General features: G+C 67.2%; 14 protein-coding genes and 1 pseudogene. 7 read left to right on the plus strand and 8 right to left on the minus strand.

From position 1 onward, the window contains the following. The 4 genes from A9G05_RS07750 to A9G05_RS07765 all read right to left on the minus strand — a co-directional run. A partial coding sequence (locus tag A9G05_RS07750; RefSeq protein ID WP_069560422.1) for an ABC transporter substrate-binding protein occupies positions 1 to 1,199 on the minus strand: 1,199 nt, incomplete at its 3' end. Further along, the gene (locus A9G05_RS07755) at positions 1,165 to 2,001 is read right to left on the minus strand and encodes an ABC transporter ATP-binding protein (RefSeq protein ID WP_069560423.1); all 837 of its coding nucleotides are present in this window, start codon (positions 1,999 to 2,001) and stop codon (positions 1,165 to 1,167) included. The genes A9G05_RS07755 and A9G05_RS07750, both read right to left, overlap by 35 nt. Further along, positions 1,998 to 3,074, minus strand: a complete 1,077-nt coding sequence (locus A9G05_RS07760; protein WP_069560424.1) for an acyl-CoA dehydrogenase family protein — start codon at positions 3,072 to 3,074, stop codon at positions 1,998 to 2,000. The genes A9G05_RS07755 and A9G05_RS07760 overlap by 4 nt, the downstream gene beginning before the upstream one ends. 30 nt (positions 3,075 to 3,104) lie before the next feature. After that, positions 3,105 to 3,665 (minus strand): carboxymuconolactone decarboxylase family protein, encoded by a 561-nt coding sequence (locus A9G05_RS07765; RefSeq protein ID WP_069560425.1) that lies wholly within the window; start codon positions 3,663 to 3,665, stop codon positions 3,105 to 3,107. A gap of 106 nt (positions 3,666 to 3,771) precedes the next feature. Between A9G05_RS07765 and A9G05_RS07770 the strand changes: the two genes are divergently transcribed. From A9G05_RS07770 to A9G05_RS07800, 7 genes are all read left to right on the plus strand, one after another. After that, on the plus strand, positions 3,772 to 4,686 hold the full coding sequence (locus A9G05_RS07770; RefSeq protein ID WP_069560426.1) for an AraC family transcriptional regulator: 915 nt from the start codon (positions 3,772 to 3,774) through the stop codon (positions 4,684 to 4,686). Between the two features lie 379 nt (positions 4,687 to 5,065). Then, a complete protein-coding gene (locus A9G05_RS07775; RefSeq protein ID WP_069560427.1) occupies positions 5,066 to 6,589 on the plus strand; it encodes a sigma-54-dependent transcriptional regulator in 1,524 nt (507 codons plus the stop codon). Between the two features lie 507 nt (positions 6,590 to 7,096). Continuing rightward, a complete protein-coding gene (gcvH, locus tag A9G05_RS07780; RefSeq protein ID WP_044399613.1) occupies positions 7,097 to 7,471 on the plus strand; it encodes a glycine cleavage system protein GcvH in 375 nt (124 codons plus the stop codon). 12 nt (positions 7,472 to 7,483) lie between these two features. Next, positions 7,484 to 10,351 carry an aminomethyl-transferring glycine dehydrogenase gene (gene gcvP, locus A9G05_RS07785; protein WP_069560428.1) on the plus strand — a complete coding sequence of 956 codons (2,868 nt, stop codon included), beginning with the start codon at positions 7,484 to 7,486 and terminating at the stop codon, positions 10,349 to 10,351. Positions 10,352 to 10,505: 154 nt separating this feature from the next. Next, positions 10,506 to 11,882, plus strand: a complete 1,377-nt coding sequence (locus A9G05_RS07790) for an L-serine ammonia-lyase (RefSeq protein ID WP_069560429.1) — start codon at positions 10,506 to 10,508, stop codon at positions 11,880 to 11,882. Between the two features lie 73 nt (positions 11,883 to 11,955). Continuing rightward, positions 11,956 to 13,080 carry a glycine cleavage system aminomethyltransferase GcvT gene (gene gcvT, locus A9G05_RS07795; RefSeq protein WP_069560430.1) on the plus strand — a complete coding sequence of 375 codons (1,125 nt, stop codon included), beginning with the start codon at positions 11,956 to 11,958 and terminating at the stop codon, positions 13,078 to 13,080. A 192-nt stretch (positions 13,081 to 13,272) separates the two neighbouring features. Then, positions 13,273 to 14,169 carry a hypothetical protein gene (locus A9G05_RS07800; protein ID WP_069560431.1) on the plus strand — a complete coding sequence of 299 codons (897 nt, stop codon included), beginning with the start codon at positions 13,273 to 13,275 and terminating at the stop codon, positions 14,167 to 14,169. Positions 14,170 to 14,184: 15 nt separating this feature from the next. On the opposite strand, the pseudogene A9G05_RS26455 reads toward A9G05_RS07800, so the two are convergent. From A9G05_RS26455 to A9G05_RS07815, 4 genes and pseudogenes are all read right to left on the minus strand, one after another. Then, positions 14,185 to 14,304: pseudogene (locus tag A9G05_RS26455) on the minus strand (LysE family translocator); the annotation flags it as partial. A 5-nt stretch (positions 14,305 to 14,309) separates the two neighbouring features. Beyond that, positions 14,310 to 15,059: an ABC transporter substrate-binding protein gene (locus A9G05_RS07805; RefSeq protein ID WP_069560432.1), complete on the minus strand. Its 750-nt coding sequence runs from the start codon at positions 15,057 to 15,059 to the stop codon at positions 14,310 to 14,312. Positions 15,060 to 15,070: 11 nt separating this feature from the next. After that, a complete protein-coding gene (locus A9G05_RS07810; protein WP_069560433.1) occupies positions 15,071 to 16,735 on the minus strand; it encodes an ATP-binding protein in 1,665 nt (554 codons plus the stop codon). Then, positions 16,732 to 18,282: a DUF3369 domain-containing protein gene (locus A9G05_RS07815; RefSeq protein WP_069560434.1), complete on the minus strand. Its 1,551-nt coding sequence runs from the start codon at positions 18,280 to 18,282 to the stop codon at positions 16,732 to 16,734. The genes A9G05_RS07810 and A9G05_RS07815 overlap by 4 nt, the downstream gene beginning before the upstream one ends. Positions 18,283 to 18,301 lie beyond the last annotated feature (19 nt).

An 18,301-nucleotide genomic window follows, 5' to 3' on the forward strand; every position in this document is an offset into this window, starting at 1 on the left:
CAAACGGCGATCTCCTCGGTGCGCTCGAAACCGCCGCTCAGGCCGAACGCTTCCAGCCCGCCGACGCCGGCCAGGGCCGCCCTTACGAAGCGGTCGTCCACCAGGTCGGCGGCGGTGGCCTTGGGGTCGAGCCCGGCGAGGAAGGACTTGTCGCCCTGGATCAGGGTGTCCTTCAGGCGGCTGACCAGCTCCTCGGTGTAGCTGGGGAAGGGATAGGGCTGGAAGTCGATGCGCTGCTCGTCCCACGCGGCATGGCGGATGGCACCGCTCTTCACGTAACCGTCGCGCTCGCCGGCTGCCGGGGCCAGCACCTTGCCCAGCACCTCGGAGGCGTGGGGGGTGTAGCGGTTGGCGCCGTCCTTGGACAGCAGCTTCGCCGCCTCGGCACGGTTCTCGCGGGTCCAGAGCTGCGCCTTGACGATGGCGTTGACCACCTTCTGCGACCACTCGGGGCGGTTGTTCAGGTCGTGCTCGTGCATGAACACCACGCAGCAGGCGTGGTTGCGCCAGACGTCCCCGGTGAAGCGCTGCACCCGGCCGACCTTGAGGTTCTCCGCCAGGGCGTTGAACGGCTCGGCGACGATGTAGCCGTCGATGCGCTTGCTGGCCAGGGCCGGCGGCATGTCCGAGGGCGGCAGCACCACCAGGTTGACCTCGTTGGCGGCCAGGGCCGCGCCCACCGGCTTGCTCACCGGCACCAGGCCGCTGTCGCGCAGCAACTGCTGCACCACCACGTTGTGGATGGAGTACCAGAAGGGAATCGCCACGGTGCGCCCGCCCAGCTGGGCCACCTGCTCGATGCCCGGCGCCACGGTGAGGCCGGAGCCGCCGACGTGGTTCCAGGCCACCACCTTGGCTGGCACCTTGCTGCCGTAGCGGGCCCAGACGGTCATCGGCGACAGCAGGTGGATGACGTTCACCTGGCCGGAGATGAAGGCCTCGATCACCTGCGCCCAACTGCGCAGCAGCACCGGGCGCTCGGCCTTGATGCCCTCGGCCTCGAACAGGCCGTTGGCGTGGGCCACCAGCAGCGGCGTGGCGTCGGTGATCGGCAGGTAGCCGATGCGCACCGGCGCGTCGGGCTCGGCGGCCGCGCGGGCCTGCAGGCTGGTGAGCAGCGGCAGCGCGCCGGCGGCGGTCAGCAGCGCGCCGAGCTTGAGGATGTCACGTCGGGAATGAGAGGGATCGTCCAGGCACATCGTGGGCCTCCGTATCAGGGGTTGGGGTTCCGTTTCCGCAGCTGGCCCGCCGTAGGGTCTTGAGGATGTCGACGCGCAAGGCCCCCAATTCCTCCACCCGCTCCGCCCGTGGCTGGGGCAGGTCCGGGGTCCACTCGCCGAGGATCCGCGCCGGGGTGTCGCCCAGTAGCAGGATGCGGTCGGAGAGCAGCAGGGCCTCGTCGATGTCATGGGTGATCAGCACGGCGGCGGTGCGCTGCTCGTGGATCAGTTGCAGCAGCAGTTGCTGCATGTCGGCGCGGGTCACCTCGTCCAACGCGCCGAAGGGTTCGTCCAGCAGCAGCACCTCGGGGCGCCTTGCCAGGCAGCGGGCCAGCGCGGTGCGCTGGGCCATGCCGCCGGAGAGCTGCGCGGGGAAGTGGCCACGGGCATGGGCCAGGCCCACGGCGGCGATGGCCTGCTCCACCCGCGCCTTGCGCTCGGCGGCAGCCAGCTTGGGCTGGCGGGCGAAATCCAGGCCGAAGGCCACGTTCTTCTCCAGGTTCAGCCAGGGCAGCAGGCTGGGGTCCTGGAAGGCCACCGCCACGCGCGGGTGGGGGCCGTCCAGGGGCTCGCCGTGGAGCCGCACCTGCCCGCCACAAGGCTGCTGCAGGCCCGCCAGCACCCGCAGCAGGCTGGATTTGCCGACGCCGCTGGGGCCGAGGATGGACACCACCTCCCCCGGCGCCAATTGCAGGTCGAAGCGCGCCAGCACCTCCTGGCGCTGGTTGCCGCGCAGGTAGCCGAGGCGGATGCCCTCGGCCGTCAGCAATCCGTCGCTCACGCCACCACCTCGCGAGCCTGGCGGTTCAGTTCGGTACGCAGCTGCACCAGGCTGGGGGTGACGATGGGCACGAAGGCCGACTCCCGCCAGCGCCGCGCGAAGCCCGCACCGTGCTCGCTCAGGTAGGCCTTGCCGCCGCTGGCCTGCAGCTCCAACTGGATGGCATCGGCGACGCTCTCCGCCAGGCCGATGCGCAGGCGGAACTGCGCAGCCGGCTGGGCGAGGAAGCGACCTTCGTCCAGCCCCTGGTGCAGCTCTCGAGCCAGGGCCTCCAGGCGGTTGCGCTGCGTGCCCAGTTCGGCCTCCAGCAGCGCCCGGCCACCGCCGTCGCCGAGGTGCGCCTGCACCTCGTCCAGGCAGCGCCGCGCCAAGCCGAGGGCCATGCCGCATTGCAGGCCGAGGAAGGCCGGGCGTACCCCCGGAAGGAAACGCCGCGCGTCTTCGTGCAGCAGCCAGGTGCGGTCGAGTTCCACCCCGGCCAGATCGAGGGCGGCAGTGTTGCTGCCCTGCAGGCCGAGCAGGTCGAGGTCGGCGGAACGCACCAGGCCCGGCAGCCCATCGGGGATCGCCAGGACCAGCGGCGGCTGGCCCTCCCCGGCCTCCACGGCGGCGGCCACCAGGAAACCCTGGCGGCGCAGGTTGGTCACCCAGGGCAGGCGCCCGTCCAGGCGCCAGCCGCGCTCGGTGGCCTGGCTGCGCACCTGCAGTGCCTCGACGCCGCTGAGGAACTTCATGGCGTTGGACAGCCCCGTGGCGCCGGCCACGCGGCCAGCCAGCAGGTCGCCCAGCAAGCGCTCGCGCAGCGCCTCGTTGGGGGTGTGCAGCACGTATTCGATGAAAGCCCGCTGCCCCCACAGCACGAAGGCGGCGGTGAGCGAATGGCCAGCCACGGCGGCGACCGTCTCGATGGCGTCGTGCAGGGTGCCACCATCGCCGCCCAGGGCGCGGTCCACGCCGACCTTGGGCAGGCCGGCCTGGCTGAGCGCGTGCAGCAGGGTGTCGGGGTCGCAGGCGCCGGTGTCGAGCGCCTCGGCCTGGCTGTCGAGCCAGTGGCTCAGGTTGGGGTCCAGCATGTCGATCTCCTGATCATCGGCGTCCGGGGCTCAGGCCCCCGGACGTTGCCAGCGGTACCTGGCCAGCTCGTCATTGAGCGGGGTACGGGCGAAGACGTTGGCGAAGTTGCACAGCGTAGCCAGGCTCACGCCGAGGATTACCTCAAGGGCGTTGCCGTCGGTGAAGCCGGCTGCGCGGAAGGTGGCGAAGTCAGCGTCGCTGACATCGCCCCGTGTAGCGATCACGGCCTGGGTGAAAGCCGCCAGGGCCTCCAGGCGCGCCTCGGGCAGGGGCGCCATTTCCCGCAGGGCACTGACCACCTCGGCCGGCAGTTTGGCCTTGTTGGTGGCGACGGCAGTGTGCCCGGCTACGCAGAAATCGCAGCCGTGGCGAGTTGCCGCAACCAGTTGCACCACTTCCCTTTCGGCCAGGTTCAGCTCAGCCTTGCCGTTCAACGCCGAGACGGTGACGTAGGTTTCCAGGGCCGCCGGCGCATTGGCCAGCACCCCCAGCAGGTTGGGGATGAAGCCGGAGTTCTTCAGGGCGTTTTCGAGGAACGGGCGCGCCGCTTCGGGGGCGCTGTCGAGGGTCTGTACGGGCACACGGGACATGGAGTCTTCTCCTGGGTCGGTTCGAGTGCCGAAAAGTCTGTTGGTAATAAGAAACCCGTTCAATATTCTAAAGTCGCTATCACTTGCTCCTGAGTCTTTCCCTTAGATGAATTCATCCAGCCCCCTGGTCGATTGGTTATTAGAGAACCTCGAACTCGACACCAGCCTCTTCCACGTCGGCCGTTATTGCGGCGGCTGGCACGCCAGCACCCAGGGGCTGGCCCGCGCCAGCTTCCACCTGGTGGTGCAGGGGCATTGCTGGCTGCACCTGGACGACGGCAGCGAGGCGCTGCGCCTGGAGAGCGGCGACGCGGTGTTCCTGCTGCGCGACCTGGCCTACCGGCTTTCCGGCGAGGCGGCGGCGGAGGCCGCCCGCGTCCAGCCGAAGGGCACCATGCAGGCCCTGGAGCCGGCCGCCGGGGATGGCGTGGGGCTGGTGTGCGGGTTCTTCCACTTCCGCCAGGGCTTGTCGGCGTTGATCGTCGAGTCGCTGCCGCCGTGGATCGTGCTGCGCAAGGGCGACCCGTCCCTGGCTGCTGCGCGCAGCCTGTTCGAGCTGATCCTGCAGGAGTGCGCGCGCCTTCCGGCGCCCTCGCCGGCCCTGCTGGAGCGCCTCAGCCACCTGCTGTTCCTTTACGTGCTGCGCCAGCAGGTGACGGACAACGCCAGCCTCGGCGGGCTCGCCGCACTGGCGCGCCAAGCGCCGTTCGCCGGGCTGCTGGAACAGTTGATCGCCCAGCCCGGCCGGGCCTGGAGCCTGGAGGAGATGGCGGCCTGCACCGGGCTGTCGCGCTCGGCGTTCTTCAAGCGCTTCCAGGAGCTGGCAGGGGAATCACCGGGCCACGTGCTGCTGGCATTGCGCATGCGCCAGGCATGCCGCCTGCTGGACAGCGGGCAGAGGGTGGCCGAGGTGGCGGATGCGGTGGGCTACCAGTCAGTGGCGGCCTTCACCCGCGCCTTTCACAAGGTCACCGGGGTGCAGCCCGGGGCATACCGCAAGTCGTCGGGGCAGCGCGGCTAGGCGACCACCCGGCGGCCGGCTGAACCTCCACGCCGGCCCGGCGGCTCTACCGTTCGGCCTGGCCACACCGAGAGGAGCCGCCTCATGGATCACCCCCTGCACGACCTGCATCCCCTCCTGCAACAGATCGCCCGCCCGCTGTTCGGAGAGGCCACGCGCCACGGATTCGGCAGGGTGCACGGGGAACATGGATGGGCTCCTTGTGGCCGGCGCGGAGCGGACCAACCCACGGCCGCACCGGTTGGCGGGAATCTGCCAGTTCCGAGCCCGGGCCGTCGGCAAAGTTCGAACTGATTGCGCCACCCCGGCACCACCCGGGCATGGCTCCGGCCCGGCGGGAGCGGCATAATCCCCCGCTCCTTAGTACGGCCGGGTTTCCATGCGCATTCACGTCACCTTCATCGATCGCGTCGGTATCACCCAGGAAGTGCTCGCCCTGCTCGGCGGGCGCAACCTCAACCTGGATGCGGTGGAGATGGTGCCACCGAACGTCTACATCGACGCGCCGACCCTGAGCCCCGAAGTGCTGGACGAGCTGCGCGAGGCCCTGCACAAGGTGCACGGCGTGCAGGACGTGACGGTGGTGGACATCCTCCCCGGCCAGCGCCACCGGCTGCAGTTGGATGCGCTGCTGGCGGCGATGACCGACCCGGTGCTGGCAGTGGACGGCAATGGCCGCGTGCTGCTGGCCAACCCGGCGCTGGTGGCGCTGTACGGCGAGGAACCGGCCGGCATCACCCTGGCCCAACTGTTCGGCGACGCGAGCCTGCACGAAGTGCTGCGCGAGCAGGGCTTCCGCCTGCCGCTGCGGGAAGTCCAGCTCAAGGGCCAGGCACTGCTGCTGGACGCGGCGCCGATCAACGAGGGCGAGCGCCTCACCGGGGCGCTGCTGACGCTCTACCTGCCCAACCGCATCGGCGAGCGGCTCTCGGCCCTGCACCACGACCACGCCGAGGGCTTCGACTCGCTGCTGGGCGACTCCCAGCCCATCCGCACCCTCAAGGCCCGCGCCCTGCGGGTGGCGGCCCTGGATGCGCCCCTGCTGATCACCGGCGAGACCGGTACCGGCAAGGAGCTGGTGGCCCGGGCCTGCCACGCCGTCAGCGCCCGGCGCAACCAGCCGTTCCTGGCGCTGAACTGCGCGGCCCTGCCGGAGAACCTTGCCGAGAGCGAGCTGTTCGGCTATGCCCCGGGCGCCTTCACCGGTGCCCAGCGCGGCGGCAAGCCGGGGCTGCTGGAGCTGGCCAACCAGGGCACGGTGTTCCTCGACGAGATCGGTGAGATGTCGCCCTACCTGCAGGCCAAGCTGCTGCGCTTCCTCAGCGATGGCTGCTTCCGCCGGGTGGGCGGCGACCGCGAGGTGAAAGTGGATGTGCGCATCCTCAGCGCCACCCACCGCAACCTGGAAAAGATGGTGGCCGAGGGCAGCTTCCGCGAGGACCTGTTCTACCGCCTCAACGTGCTCAACCTGGACGTGCCGCCGCTGCGCGAGCGGGAGCAGGACATCCTCCTGTTGGCGCGCTTCTTCATGCAGCAAGCCTGCACCCAGATCCAGCGACCGCCGTGCCGGCTGGCACCCGGCACCTACCCGGCGCTGCTGGGCAACCGCTGGCCGGGCAACGTGCGCCAACTGCAGAACGTGATCTTCCGTGCGGCCGCCATCTGCGAGAGCAACATCGTGGAGATCGGCGACCTGGACATCGCCGGCACCGCCGTGGCCCGGCAGAGCGACGGGGAAGTGAACAGCCTGGAAGAAGCCGTGGAGAACTTCGAGCGCGGCCTGCTGGAGAAGCTTTTCACCAGCTACCCCTCCACCCGCCAGTTGGCCGCCCGCCTCAAGACCTCCCACACCGCCATTGCCCACCGGCTGCGCAAGTACGGCATCCCGGGCAAGAACGCATAGCGACCTTGCGAATCACTCGTAAGCGATTGATTTTCAAATAATAAAACCACCATTCAAGAGCTGCCTTCGCCTCCGCTGGCGGCCGCCTGCCTGGGGCTGCGAGCGTGCGCCTGACAGCTTCGGGGCGATCGCAGCACTCCAATCAAACAATTCACATCAGATAACAATCCTATCTGATTGTTTTTATTGGAATTTATTTAAATTTTTAAGTGAACGTATCGAATTCGCTACAGCGTATCGAATTCGCAACAAATCCTTTGAAAGCCCCATCACGCCTGGATTGCGCGCACATGGCCGGTCGGTCACCGGGAGAGGCGTAGCGATTTCGCTACACCAAATTCAATAAATCACATCAAAAAAACAAAATATCTAATTGTTTTTATTGAATTTTTATTCGATGGCATCCGCCTTGCTATGAGGCGCCCAGACAGCACGGGCGACGCTCCGTGCCGGGGTCCCCAATCAGCGCCCGGCAAAGTACCGGGTTATCGCATCGAGGAGTTATCAATGAGCCAATTGCGCTTTACCGCTGATCACGAATGGCTGCGCCTGGACGCAGACGGCCTGGTCACCGTCGGCATCACCGACTTCGCCCAGGACGCCCTCGGCGACGTGGTCTTCGTTCAACTCCCCGAACTGCAACGCTACGCCAAGGGCGAGGAAGTCGCCGTGCTGGAGTCGGTCAAGGCCGCCAGCAACATCGTCATGCCGCTCGACGGCGAGGTGGTGGAAGTGAACGGCGAGCTGCCCGACACCCCCGAGCAGGTCAACGAAGACCCGCAAGGCAAGGCCTGGTTCTTCCGCATGCGCCTGGACGATGCCGGTGCACTGGATGGCCTGCTCGACCAGGCCGGCTACGATGCTTTGGTGAAGAACGCCTGAGGAACACCCGCCATGCCCATCCAGACCCGTTCCCTCGACACCGCCAACGAGTTCATCGCCCGCCACATCGGCCCGCGTGAGGCCGACATCCAGGCCATGCTGGACCTGCTCGGCCACAGCGACCTGGAAGCCCTGACCGCCAGCGTCATCCCCGAGTCCATCAAGAACAGCAGCGTGCTCGACCTGGCCCTGCCCGGTCAGGGCGAAGCCGAGGCCCTCGCGACCATCAAGGCCATTGCCGCCAAGAACCAGTTGCTGCGCAACCACATCGGCCAGGGCTACTACCCCTGCCACACGCCGAGCCCGATCCTGCGCAACCTGCTGGAAAACCCGGCCTGGTACACCGCCTACACCCCCTACCAGCCGGAGATCTCCCAGGGCCGCCTGGAATCCCTGCTGAATTTCCAGACGCTGATCAGCGACCTCACCGGCCTGCCCATCGCCAACGCCTCTCTGCTGGACGAAGGCACCGCCGCCGCCGAGGCCATGACCTTCTGCAAGCGCCTGTCGAAGAACAAGGCCAGCAACGCCTTCTTCGCCTCCCGTCATTGCCACCCGCAGACCCTGGACGTGCTGCGCACCCGCGCTGAACCCCTGGGCATCGAGGTGGTGGTGGGCGATGAGCGCGAGATCAGCGACGTTTCCGCCTACTTCGGCGCGCTGCTGCAGTACCCCGCCACCGATGGCGACATCCATGACTACCGCGACCTGGTGGAGCGCCTGCACGGCGCCAACGCCCTGGTGGCGGTCGCGGCCGACCTGCTGGCCCTGACCCTGCTGACCCCGCCCGGCGAGTTCGGTGCCGACGTGGCCCTGGGCAGCGCCCAGCGCTTCGGCGTGCCGCTGGGCTTCGGCGGCCCGCACGCGGCCTACTTCGCCACCCGCGATGCCTTCAAGCGCGACATGCCCGGCCGCCTGGTGGGCGTGTCCATCGACCGCCACGGCAAGCCGGCCCTGCGCCTGGCCATGCAGACCCGCGAGCAGCACATCCGCCGCGAGAAGGCCACCAGCAACATCTGCACCGCCCAGGTGCTGCTGGCCAACATCGCCAGCATGTACGCCGTCTACCACGGCCCCCAGGGCCTGACCCGCATCGCCAAGCGCGTGCACCAGCTCACCGCCATCCTCGCCGAGGGTCTGGCCCAGTTGGGCCACAGCGTCGAGCAGCAGCACTTCTTCGACACCCTGACCCTGGCCACCGGCGCCCGTACCGCCGAGCTGCACGCCAAGGCCCGCGCACGGGGCATCAACCTGCGCGAGATCGATGACCAGCGCCTGGGCCTGTCCCTGGACGAGACCACCACCCAGGCCCATGTGGAAGAACTCTGGGCGCTGTTCAGCGACAGCCAGACCATGCCGGCGTTCGACGCCCTGGCCGGCACCGCCGCCAGCCGCCTGCCCGCCGCCCTGCTGCGCCAGTCGCCGATCCTCAGCCACCCGGTGTTCAACCGCTACCACTCGGAAACCGAGCTGATGCGCTACATGCGCAAGCTGGCCGACAAGGACCTGGCCCTGGACCGCAGCATGATCCCGCTGGGCTCCTGCACCATGAAGCTGAACGCCGCCAGCGAGATGATCCCGATCACCTGGGCCGAGTTCGGCAACCTGCACCCCTTCGCCCCGGCCGAGCAGTCCCAGGGCTACCAGCAACTGACCAGCGAGCTGGAAGCCATGCTCTGCGCCGCCACCGGCTACGACGCCGTGTCGCTGCAGCCCAACGCCGGCTCACAGGGCGAGTACGCCGGCCTGCTGGCCATCCGCGCCTATCACCTGAGCCGTGGCGACGACCAGCGCGACATCTGCCTGATCCCGCAATCGGCCCACGGCACCAACCCGGCCACCGCCAACATGGCCGGCATGCGCGTGGTGGTCACCGCCTGCGACGCCCGTGGCAACGTCGACATCGACGACCTCAAGGCCAAGGCCGAAGAGCACCGCGAGCGCCTCGCCGCGATCATGATCACCTACCCCTCCACCCACGGCGTGTTCGAGGAAGGCATCCGCGAAATCTGCGAGATCATCCACGCCAACGGCGGCCAGGTGTACATCGACGGCGCCAACATGAACGCCATGGTCGGCCTCTGCGCCCCGGGTCAGTTCGGCGGCGACGTGTCCCACCTGAACCTGCACAAGACCTTCTGCATCCCCCACGGCGGTGGCGGCCCGGGCGTCGGCCCGATCGGCGTCAAGGCCCACCTGGCGCCCTTCCTGCCCGGCCATGGCCACCTGGCGCGCAAGGCAGGTGCCGTCAGCGCCGCGCCCTTCGGCAGCGCCAGCATCCTGCCCATCACCTGGATGTACATCCGCATGATGGGCGGCGCCGGCCTGCGTCGCGCCTCGCAGCTGGCGATCCTCAACGCCAACTACATCGCCCGTCGCCTGGAAGAGCACTACCCGGTGCTCTACACCGGCACCAACGGCCTGGTGGCCCACGAGTGCATCCTCGACCTGCGCCCGCTCAAGGACAGCAGCGGCATCAGCGTCGACGACGTGGCCAAGCGCCTGATCGACTTCGGCTTCCACGCCCCCACCATGTCCTTCCCGGTGGCCGGCACGCTGATGATCGAGCCCACCGAGAGCGAGTCCAAGGAAGAGCTGGACCGCTTCTGCGACGCCATGATCCGCATCCGCAACGAGATCCGCGCGGTGGAGACCGGCGCGCTCGACGCCGAGGACAACCCGCTGAAGAACGCCCCGCACACCGCGGCGGAGCTGGTCGGTGAGTGGACCCACCCCTACAGCCGCGAACAGGCCGTGTACCCGACCGCCAGCCTGGTGGAAGGCAAGTACTGGCCGCCGGTGGGCCGGGTCGACAACGTCTACGGCGACCGCAACCTGGTCTGCGCCTGCCCGTCCATCGAGGCCTACCAGGACGCCTGACCGGCCCGTGAACGTGGGAGCGGATTCATTCGTGAATGAATCCGCTCCCACGCACCGCCTTGCGCTTCAACGGTCGGGCCGCACGGCCCGGCCACCCCGAATGTCTACGCTGACCCAATAACAACGAGCACGAACCAGGCTCAGGAGCGACACCATGTCCCTCAGCGTCTTCGACCTGTTCAAGATCGGCATAGGCCCCTCCAGCTCCCACACCGTCGGCCCGATGCGGGCGGCCGCCCGCTTCGTCGAGGGCCTGCGGCGGGAGCACCTGCTGGCCAGCACCACCGGCCTCAAGGTGGAGCTGTACGGCTCCCTGGGCGCCACCGGCAAGGGCCACGGCAGCGACAAGGCCGTGCTGCTCGGCCTGGAGGGCGAGCAGCCGGACAGCGTCGACACCGAAGCCGTGGAGGCCCGCCTGAAGGCCATCCGCGACAGCGGCGAGCTGCGCCTGGGTGGCGAGAAGCCCATCCGCTTCGTGGAGAAGGAGCACCTGGCGCTGATCCGCAAACCCCTCGATTTCCATCCCAACGGCATGATCTTCCGCGCCTTCGACGCGGCCGGCCTGCAATTGCGTGCCCGCGAGTACTACTCGGTGGGCGGCGGTTTCGTGGTGGACGAGGAAGCCGCCGGACGCGACCGCATCGTCGAGGACCAGACGCCCCTCGCCTACCCCTTCAGGACCGGCAAGGAGCTGCTCGCCCACTGCGCCACCAGCGGCCTCTCCATCAGCGCGCTGATGCGCGAGAACGAGAAGGCCTGGCGCAGCCCCGAGGAGACCAGCGCCGGGCTGCAGCGCATCTGGCAGGTGATGCAGGACTGCGTGAAGGCTGGCTGTCGCAAGGAGGGCATCATGCCCGGCGGGCTCAAGGTCAAGCGCCGCGCCGCCGCGCTGTTCCGCCAGCTCAGCGAGCGCCCGGAGGCCGCCCTGCGCGACAGCCTGACGGTGCTGGACTGGGTCAACCTCTACGCCCTGGCGGTGAACGAGGAGAACGCCACCGGCGGGCGCGTGGTCACCGCACCCACCAATGGCGCGGCGGGCATCGTCCCGGCGGTGCTGCACTACTACACGCGCTTCGTCCCGGGCGCCAATGACGAGGGCGTGGAGCGCTTCCTGCTCACCGCCGCCGCCATCGGCATCCTCTACAAGGAGAACGCCTCTATCTCCGGCGCCGAAGTGGGCTGCCAGGGCGAGGTGGGCGTGGCCTGCTCCATGGCCGCCGGCGCGCTCTGCGAAGTCATGGGCGGCAGCGTGCAGCAGGTGGAGAACGCCGCCGAGATCGGCATGGAACACAACCTGGGGCTGACCTGCGACCCGGTCGGCGGGCTGGTCCAGGTGCCCTGCATCGAACGCAACGCCATGGGCTCGGTGAAGGCCATCAACGCGGCGCGCATGGCCCTGCGCGGCGACGGCCAGCACTTCATCTCCCTCGACAAGGTGATCCGCACCATGCGCCAGACCGGGGCCGACATGAAGAGCAAATACAAGGAAACCGCTCGCGGCGGCCTCGCCGTGAACATCATCGAATGCTGAGTGCCGGTCCGTCGGGCGCCCAGCGCCCACGGACCCTCAATCGGTGCGCGCGGCGCACCTACAGGAAGACGGAATGACCACTGAAACCCTCGCCAAGACCCCGCTGCACGCACTGCACCTCGAACTCGGCGCGAAGATGGTGCCCTTCGCCGGCTACGACATGCCGGTGCAGTACCCCCTGGGCGTGCTCAAGGAACACCTGCACACCCGCGACCAGGCCGGGCTGTTCGACGTCTCCCACATGGGCCAGATCCGCCTGCGCGGCAACCACGCCGGCCAGGCCCTGGAAACCCTGGTGCCGGTGGACATCATCGACCTGCCGGTGGGCCTGCAGCGCTACGCGGTGTTCACCGATGCCAACGGCGGCATCCTCGACGACCTGATGGTGGCGCGCCTGGGCCCGGACGAACTGATGCTGGTGGTCAACGCCGCCTGCAAGGACCAGGACCTGGCCCACCTGCGCCAGCACATCGGTGACCAGTGCGAGATCGAACCGCTGTTCGAGGCCCGCGCCCTGCTGGCCCTCCAGGGGCCGGCTGCCGCCGAGGTGCTGGGTCGCCTGGCACCGGAAGTGAAGAAGATGACCTTCATGCAGTTCGGCAGCGTGCGCCTGGAAGGCGTGGAGTGCTACGTCAGCCGCTCCGGTTACACCGGCGAGGACGGCTACGAGATCTCCGTGCCCGCCGCTCAGGCCGAGGCCCTCGCACGCACCCTGCTGGCCCAGCCGGAAGTCCAGCCCATCGGCCTCGGCGCCCGCGATTCGCTGCGCCTGGAAGCCGGCCTGTGCCTGTACGGCCATGACATGAGCAGCGCCACCACCCCCATCGAAGCCAGCCTCGGCTGGGCCCTCTCCAAGGTGCGCCGTGCCGATGGCGCCCGTGCCGGCGGCTTCCCGGGCGCCGAGCGCATCTACGCCCAGCAGCGCGACGGCGTGGCGGAGAAGCGCGTCGGGCTGCTGCCCCAGGAGCGCGTGCCGGTGCGTGAAGGCGCGGAAATCGTCGATGCCGACGGCGCGGTGATCGGCCGCGTCACCAGCGGCAGCTTCGGCCCCAGCCTGGGCGGCCCCGTGGCCATGGGCTACCTGCCCGCCGACAAGGCCGCGCTGGACAGCGACGTCTGGGCCCTGGTGCGCGGCAAGCGCGTGCCCATGAAGGTCGCCCGCACCCCCTTCGTGCCGCAGCGCTACTACCGCGGCTGACGCTTTACCCTCGATGCCCCACCGGCGGCCCCTCGCCGGCCCGGGGCCTTCAGGCGGCGGGTCTACCGCCGCCTTTTCTTGACTCTCTCCTCCCCCGCCCCCCTGAATGCGGTACCTGTGCCCCGCGACAATCGCCTGGCCTCTGGCATATCGTGTGTGCCGGTCATCGTCGCGCCGCTCAAGGAGAGCCCCATGGGCAAGGAAAGAACCAAGAAGGACCGGATACGCACAACGCCCCTGCTGGGCGGTACCCTCCACAACGCCTCCGCCGACCATGCGTACGAGCGTATCCGCCACTGCTTCCTGTTCTGCTTCTACGTGGAAATCACCTGCGACTACCTCAATACGCTTTACGGGACGACCCACGATCCCGCCACCGTCATCGCCGACAGCGCCACCCATCAGATCGATGAGGGCTACAAGAACCTCAAAGCGGACGAGTTCGATAAGTCCTCAAACGCCCCTCAGGACCTGTCCATTACCGGCTACAGCAAGATGGATGCTGCGCACTTCAATAACCTGGGCCTGAACAGTGCCTTCGTCGGGACGCTGACCAAGTACGCCAAGACGGACCCGATGGTGGCGCGCCTGAAGGAGTACTGCGAGACGACCTGCGGGAACACGCGGCTGATGCCAAAGGCCATCAACATCGGCCCGGACAAGGCCGTGGACAGCGCCCAGACAGACTTCAAGAAGCTCCTGTTCGCCAGCAAGGTCATCGGCAGCCCCTGCGTTTCCATCAAGAGCATCAGCAGCTACATCCGCCTGGTCACCATCAGGCTGTCGATCTACAAGGCCCGCTACAAGCAGAAGAATCAACACGCGCTGGTGGCCGCCATTCGGGGCTACAAACACGGTTTCGCAAGGGCGGAAGTCACCACGACCAGCACGGGCGCAAGCCAGCACGGCTCACTGCTGAGAACCCTGCGTGACGAAATCGAGTGGGTCGTGCGGGAGGTCAACGATCACCTCAGTCAATTCACGTCACTGCCGAGCACGATCGCCAGGACTGAGCGAATGCCCGGGAGCCCCCTGAAGGACCCTCAGGGCCTGTTCGACACCCGCTACTACCTGGACGACTCGCTCTGACAGTCAGGGCCACCCTCAGCGCGTCAACGGCAACGCCAGCCCCGCCATCCCGAACAGCCCGCCGCACACCTGGTTGAAGCGTCGGCCGCTGCGCGCCAGCCAGGGGCGGACGCGGTGGCCCAGGCGCGCGAGAACGGCACTCAAGGCTGATAACGCTGCTGGAAGTCGGCGAGCATCTTCTGGTAGCGGCCATTGGCGCGCAGTACCTGCAGACCTTTCTCAAATAGCGCTGCCAACCGTGCACCGTCCGGATGGGCCTTGGAGAAAGCAAGTCGCACACCGTCCTCCTCTATCAACCCGACCTGCTTTACCTGACCTCTGAACTCACTGCTCTGCTGGATACGCATCAGCCCGGGCATGGTGTTCAGCAGGATGTAGTCGACCCGACCGGCCGCCAGCATCCGAAGTAACTGCGCGTCAGAGTTGGCGGTGAAGCGCTCGATGGCCGGGTTCTCCATGAAGGCCGTCGGGTAGGTATAGCCGTTGGTGATGCCGACGCTGTACCCGACGAGGTCGGCGACCTTCAAGTCCTGACGAGGTTCGTCCGCCCGTCCGAAAATGGCCAAGCCCTCCTTGAACAGGGGAGTGGGGTGCCAAAGGTATTGGTCACGATTGGTGTCGGTGATGGTGACGTTGAAGCAGGCCGCCACCTGGTTACCCTGGGCCAGCAACAGGCAGCGGGAGAACGGCACGGTGAGGAACTGCACCTCCACGCCCTGGGTAGCAAAGACCTCTCGCACCAGCTCCGGCGTGAAGCCTTCCGGGCCGCTGCCGTCAGCACGCAGGGAGGAATAAGGCGCCCAGTCATCTTCGGCAGCGACCAACACCATTTCGGCCGCCACCGGCCCAGTGCAGGCAGCCAGCATGACCGCCAGGAGCCACGCTCTCATGACGCTATCCTTTAAAGGTGCGGGCCAGCAGGCCCGCCATTGGCCCCCACCAATTGGCTCGGCAGCTCACGGGGCATCCAGATCTGGAAGTGCACACCGGCGCCGGGAGCGGACTCGAACTTCAACCGGCCGTTGAGCTTGCGGGTGATCAGGTTGAAGACGATGTTCAGACCCAGGCCGGTTCCGCCTTCGCCGCGCTTGGTGGTGAAGAAGGGTTCGAAGATGCGCTCGTGCAGCTCCGCCGGCACGCCGCTGCCGTTGTCGCGGTAGTCCAGCAGCACCTCATCGCCCTCCGCATGCAGGGCCAGGACGATGCGTGCGGCCTGGGTCTCGGAGAAGGCGTGGCGCACGCTGTTCATGATGAGGTTGGCCGCCACCTGGGTGAGCACGCCAGGCAGGCTCTGCATGGTCAGCTCGGCGTCGCAGTCCAGCACGGGCTCCACCGGCACCTTGCGGGTCTCGGGGTGCAGGCTGGTGATCAGGGCTTCCAGCACCTGGCGCACCTGGAACTGGCAGCGGGCCTCGGAGACCTGGTCCACGGCGGTCTGCTTGAAGCTGGCGATCAGCCGTGCGGCACGGCCGATGTTGTGGTTGAGCATGCTGCTGCTGTCATGGGCGCGCTGCAGCAGGCTGCGGAAGGCGTCACTGGTCAGGGTCTGGGCCTGGAACTGAGCCTGGAGTTCACCCAGTGCTTCGCCCAGTACCGAAGATGCGGTCACGGCGATACCCAGCGGGGTGTTCACCTCATGGGCCACGCCCGCCACCAGGCCGCCCAGCGCGGCCAGCTTCTCGGACTGAATCAGTTGCCCCTGGGCTTCGCGCAACTGGCACACGCTCTCGGTCAACTCGCGGGTGCGCTCGGCAACGGTGGACTCCAACTGGTCGGAATAGGCCTTGAGCTTTTCCTCCCCCTCGCGTACCTGCCGCAGGTTGTCGCCCAGGGCCTGCAGGTGCTGGTTGGTGGAGCGCACCAGCACACCGATCTCGTTCTGGGCATGACCGGCGGGCTCCGCAAGGCGAGCATTCTCGGGTGCGGCGATGTCCACCCTGGCGATGGAGAAGATCAACTGACGCAACGGGCGGGTCACCCTGAGGTAGAAGATCAGCAGCAGGATCAGCGAGATGGCCAGGGCGTAGACCAGGCCGCTGACCAGAGTCACCACGGCACGGTGAAGGAATTCGCCGCCATAGGGATAGGTGTCCACCTCCACCAGCAGGTCGCCCAGCCAGCCGGCCTCGCCAACACCGAGCTTCTCGGTGGACAGGCGCAACTGGTAGTGGCGCGTCATGCCGAACAACATGTCGTTGAGGGCACGTCCACCGGGCAGCATCACGCTGCGGGAGCGGTCGGCGAACAGCTTGCCGTCCGGCAGCATGATCCGCGCGCCCACCACGCCGCGCTGCTCGAGCATGCCCTTGAGCAGGTCGTCGGCGGTGCTCTCGTCGAGGCTGAACACCACGGTGGTAGCCGGGTCGCGCACCAGGCCGAACAGGGCCTGCATGTCCGTATCCGGCAGGTAGCGGCTGCGCTCGTAGTCCATCGCGATCTGCACCAGGCTGATCACCAGACCCAGCACCAACGCACAAACCAGAGTCAGCCGCAGCAGGCTGGCGGAGAGACTACGCTTCACCGCAACCTGCGCTTGCTCGGGGACAGAGGGCGGCAAGGCAGTCATGAAGGATGCTCGTCAGACTCGTCGGGATACCGCTCGCGGATAGCGAAGAATTCGTCCTGATGCTCCAGCAGGAGGTCTACCAGTTTTGGTTCGAAATGACGGCCACGCTCGGAGCGGATCAGTTCAAGAACCTGCTCCCTGGACCAAGGCTCTTTATATGAACGCCGAGAGCAAAGCGCATCGAAGACGTCTGCCAAGGCGATGATCCGCCCTGCCAGCGGAATCGACTCACCGGCCAACCCGCCTGGATAGCCATTCCCGTCCCAGCGCTCATGGTGATTACCGGCTATCTGGGCCCCGACCTGCATCAGCACCCGGCGAGAGCGTTGGAGGATGGCCACCCCGTAATCGACGTGCTTCTTCATCACCGCCCATTCGTCGGCGTCGAGCTTGCCGGGCTTGTGCAGGATGGCATCGGGGATCGCCACCTTGCCGATATCGTGAAGCGGCGAAGCATGCTGGATCAGGTAGATCTCCTTGTCCGGTAATCCGTAGAGCCGAGCCAGCATCTCGCCGAACAACGAAACACGCTGTACGTGGGCACCCGTTTCCTTGCTACGGGCCTCAACGGCGTTAGCGAGCGTGTAGACAAGTTCCTTGGATGTTTCCTGCAGGTCTTCCAGCAGGTTGATGTTCTCGAAGGTGATGGCCACGTTGCGCATGTAGATTTCCAGCAACTGCCGGTCCAGCTCACTCAAGGGTTCCAGGTGAGTGACATAGAGGACACTGGAACCACCACGCTCATTGCAGTGATAAAGCACGTAGGCGTCGTCATAGTGAAACGACGCTTTAGCCTCAAGTACCTGGCGCAAGCGCTCAGCGACTTCATCAGGCAGACTCCCCAGCGAATCATCAGACTGATAGCTATGGAATTCGCCGGTCGCGGCGAGAGTGCGAGTTTCATGGTGTCCTTCGCCTGGGCAAATCACGCAGTACAGCGCTGAACGGCCGAGATGCAACAGCGAAGTCAGTTGCTCCAGCACAGTGGAAGAGAACACCTTCAGGGTGTCGGCATTCTGCACCTTGGCGCAGGCATCCAGGACGTGACTGAGCCCCTCGCGCTGGGCCTCGATAACCCCCAGGTCGCGGTAAGCGCGCAGCATCGAGTAGAGCAGCGTGCGCAGCTTCTGGGTGGTGAGTTCGGTCTTCTCCTTGTAGTCATCCACCTCGTACTCGCGGATGACCCGGTCCTCCGGAGCCTGGCCGGCCTGCCCGGTGCGCAGCACCAGTCGAGTCATGCGGTTGCTGCAGGTTTCCCGCAGGTAACGCACCAGGTCCAGCCCGGCGTGCTCGGTTTCCATGACCACGTCGATCAGCGCCAGGGCGATGTCGTCCCGCGTCTTGAAAATCTCACGGGCCTGGGTGGCGGAATACGCGGAAAGCAGTTCCAGGGGCCGCCCCTGGAACTCGAAACCGCTCAGGGCAAGCCGGGTGACGGCATGCACTTCGGCATCATCGTCCACCACCAGCACGCACCACGGCGGAACCAAGTGGGGCGCTGGTTTCGGCGAACTGGATTGGGAGGGGGAGTCAGCGAAAAAGTCCATTGCACTCATCCTGGACAGG

The organism is Pseudomonas sp. ENNP23, assembly GCF_001728945.1.
In the GTDB taxonomy this organism is placed as follows: domain Bacteria; phylum Pseudomonadota; class Gammaproteobacteria; order Pseudomonadales; family Pseudomonadaceae; genus Metapseudomonas; species Metapseudomonas otitidis.

Excerpts from the sequence above, each read along its gene's own strand:
- A9G05_RS07760 (WP_069560424.1), bottom strand. The coding sequence starts at position 3,074 with ATGCTGGACCCCAACCTGAGCCACTGGCTCGACAGCCAGGCCGAGGCG.
- A9G05_RS07765 (WP_069560425.1), bottom strand. The coding sequence starts at position 3,665 with ATGTCCCGTGTGCCCGTACAGACCCTCGACAGCGCCCCCGAAGCGGCG.
- A9G05_RS07770 (WP_069560426.1), top strand. The coding sequence starts at position 3,772 with ATGAATTCATCCAGCCCCCTGGTCGATTGGTTATTAGAGAACCTCGAA.
- A9G05_RS07775 (WP_069560427.1), top strand. The coding sequence starts at position 5,066 with ATGCGCATTCACGTCACCTTCATCGATCGCGTCGGTATCACCCAGGAA.
- gcvH (WP_044399613.1), top strand. The coding sequence starts at position 7,097 with ATGAGCCAATTGCGCTTTACCGCTGATCACGAATGGCTGCGCCTGGAC.
- gcvP (WP_069560428.1), top strand. The coding sequence starts at position 7,484 with ATGCCCATCCAGACCCGTTCCCTCGACACCGCCAACGAGTTCATCGCC.
- A9G05_RS07790 (WP_069560429.1), top strand. The coding sequence starts at position 10,506 with ATGTCCCTCAGCGTCTTCGACCTGTTCAAGATCGGCATAGGCCCCTCC.
- gcvT (WP_069560430.1), top strand. The coding sequence starts at position 11,956 with ATGACCACTGAAACCCTCGCCAAGACCCCGCTGCACGCACTGCACCTC.
- A9G05_RS07800 (WP_069560431.1), top strand. The coding sequence starts at position 13,273 with ATGGGCAAGGAAAGAACCAAGAAGGACCGGATACGCACAACGCCCCTG.
- A9G05_RS07805 (WP_069560432.1), bottom strand. The coding sequence starts at position 15,059 with ATGAGAGCGTGGCTCCTGGCGGTCATGCTGGCTGCCTGCACTGGGCCG.
- A9G05_RS07810 (WP_069560433.1), bottom strand. The coding sequence starts at position 16,735 with ATGACTGCCTTGCCGCCCTCTGTCCCCGAGCAAGCGCAGGTTGCGGTG.
- A9G05_RS07815 (WP_069560434.1), bottom strand. The coding sequence starts at position 18,282 with ATGGACTTTTTCGCTGACTCCCCCTCCCAATCCAGTTCGCCGAAACCA.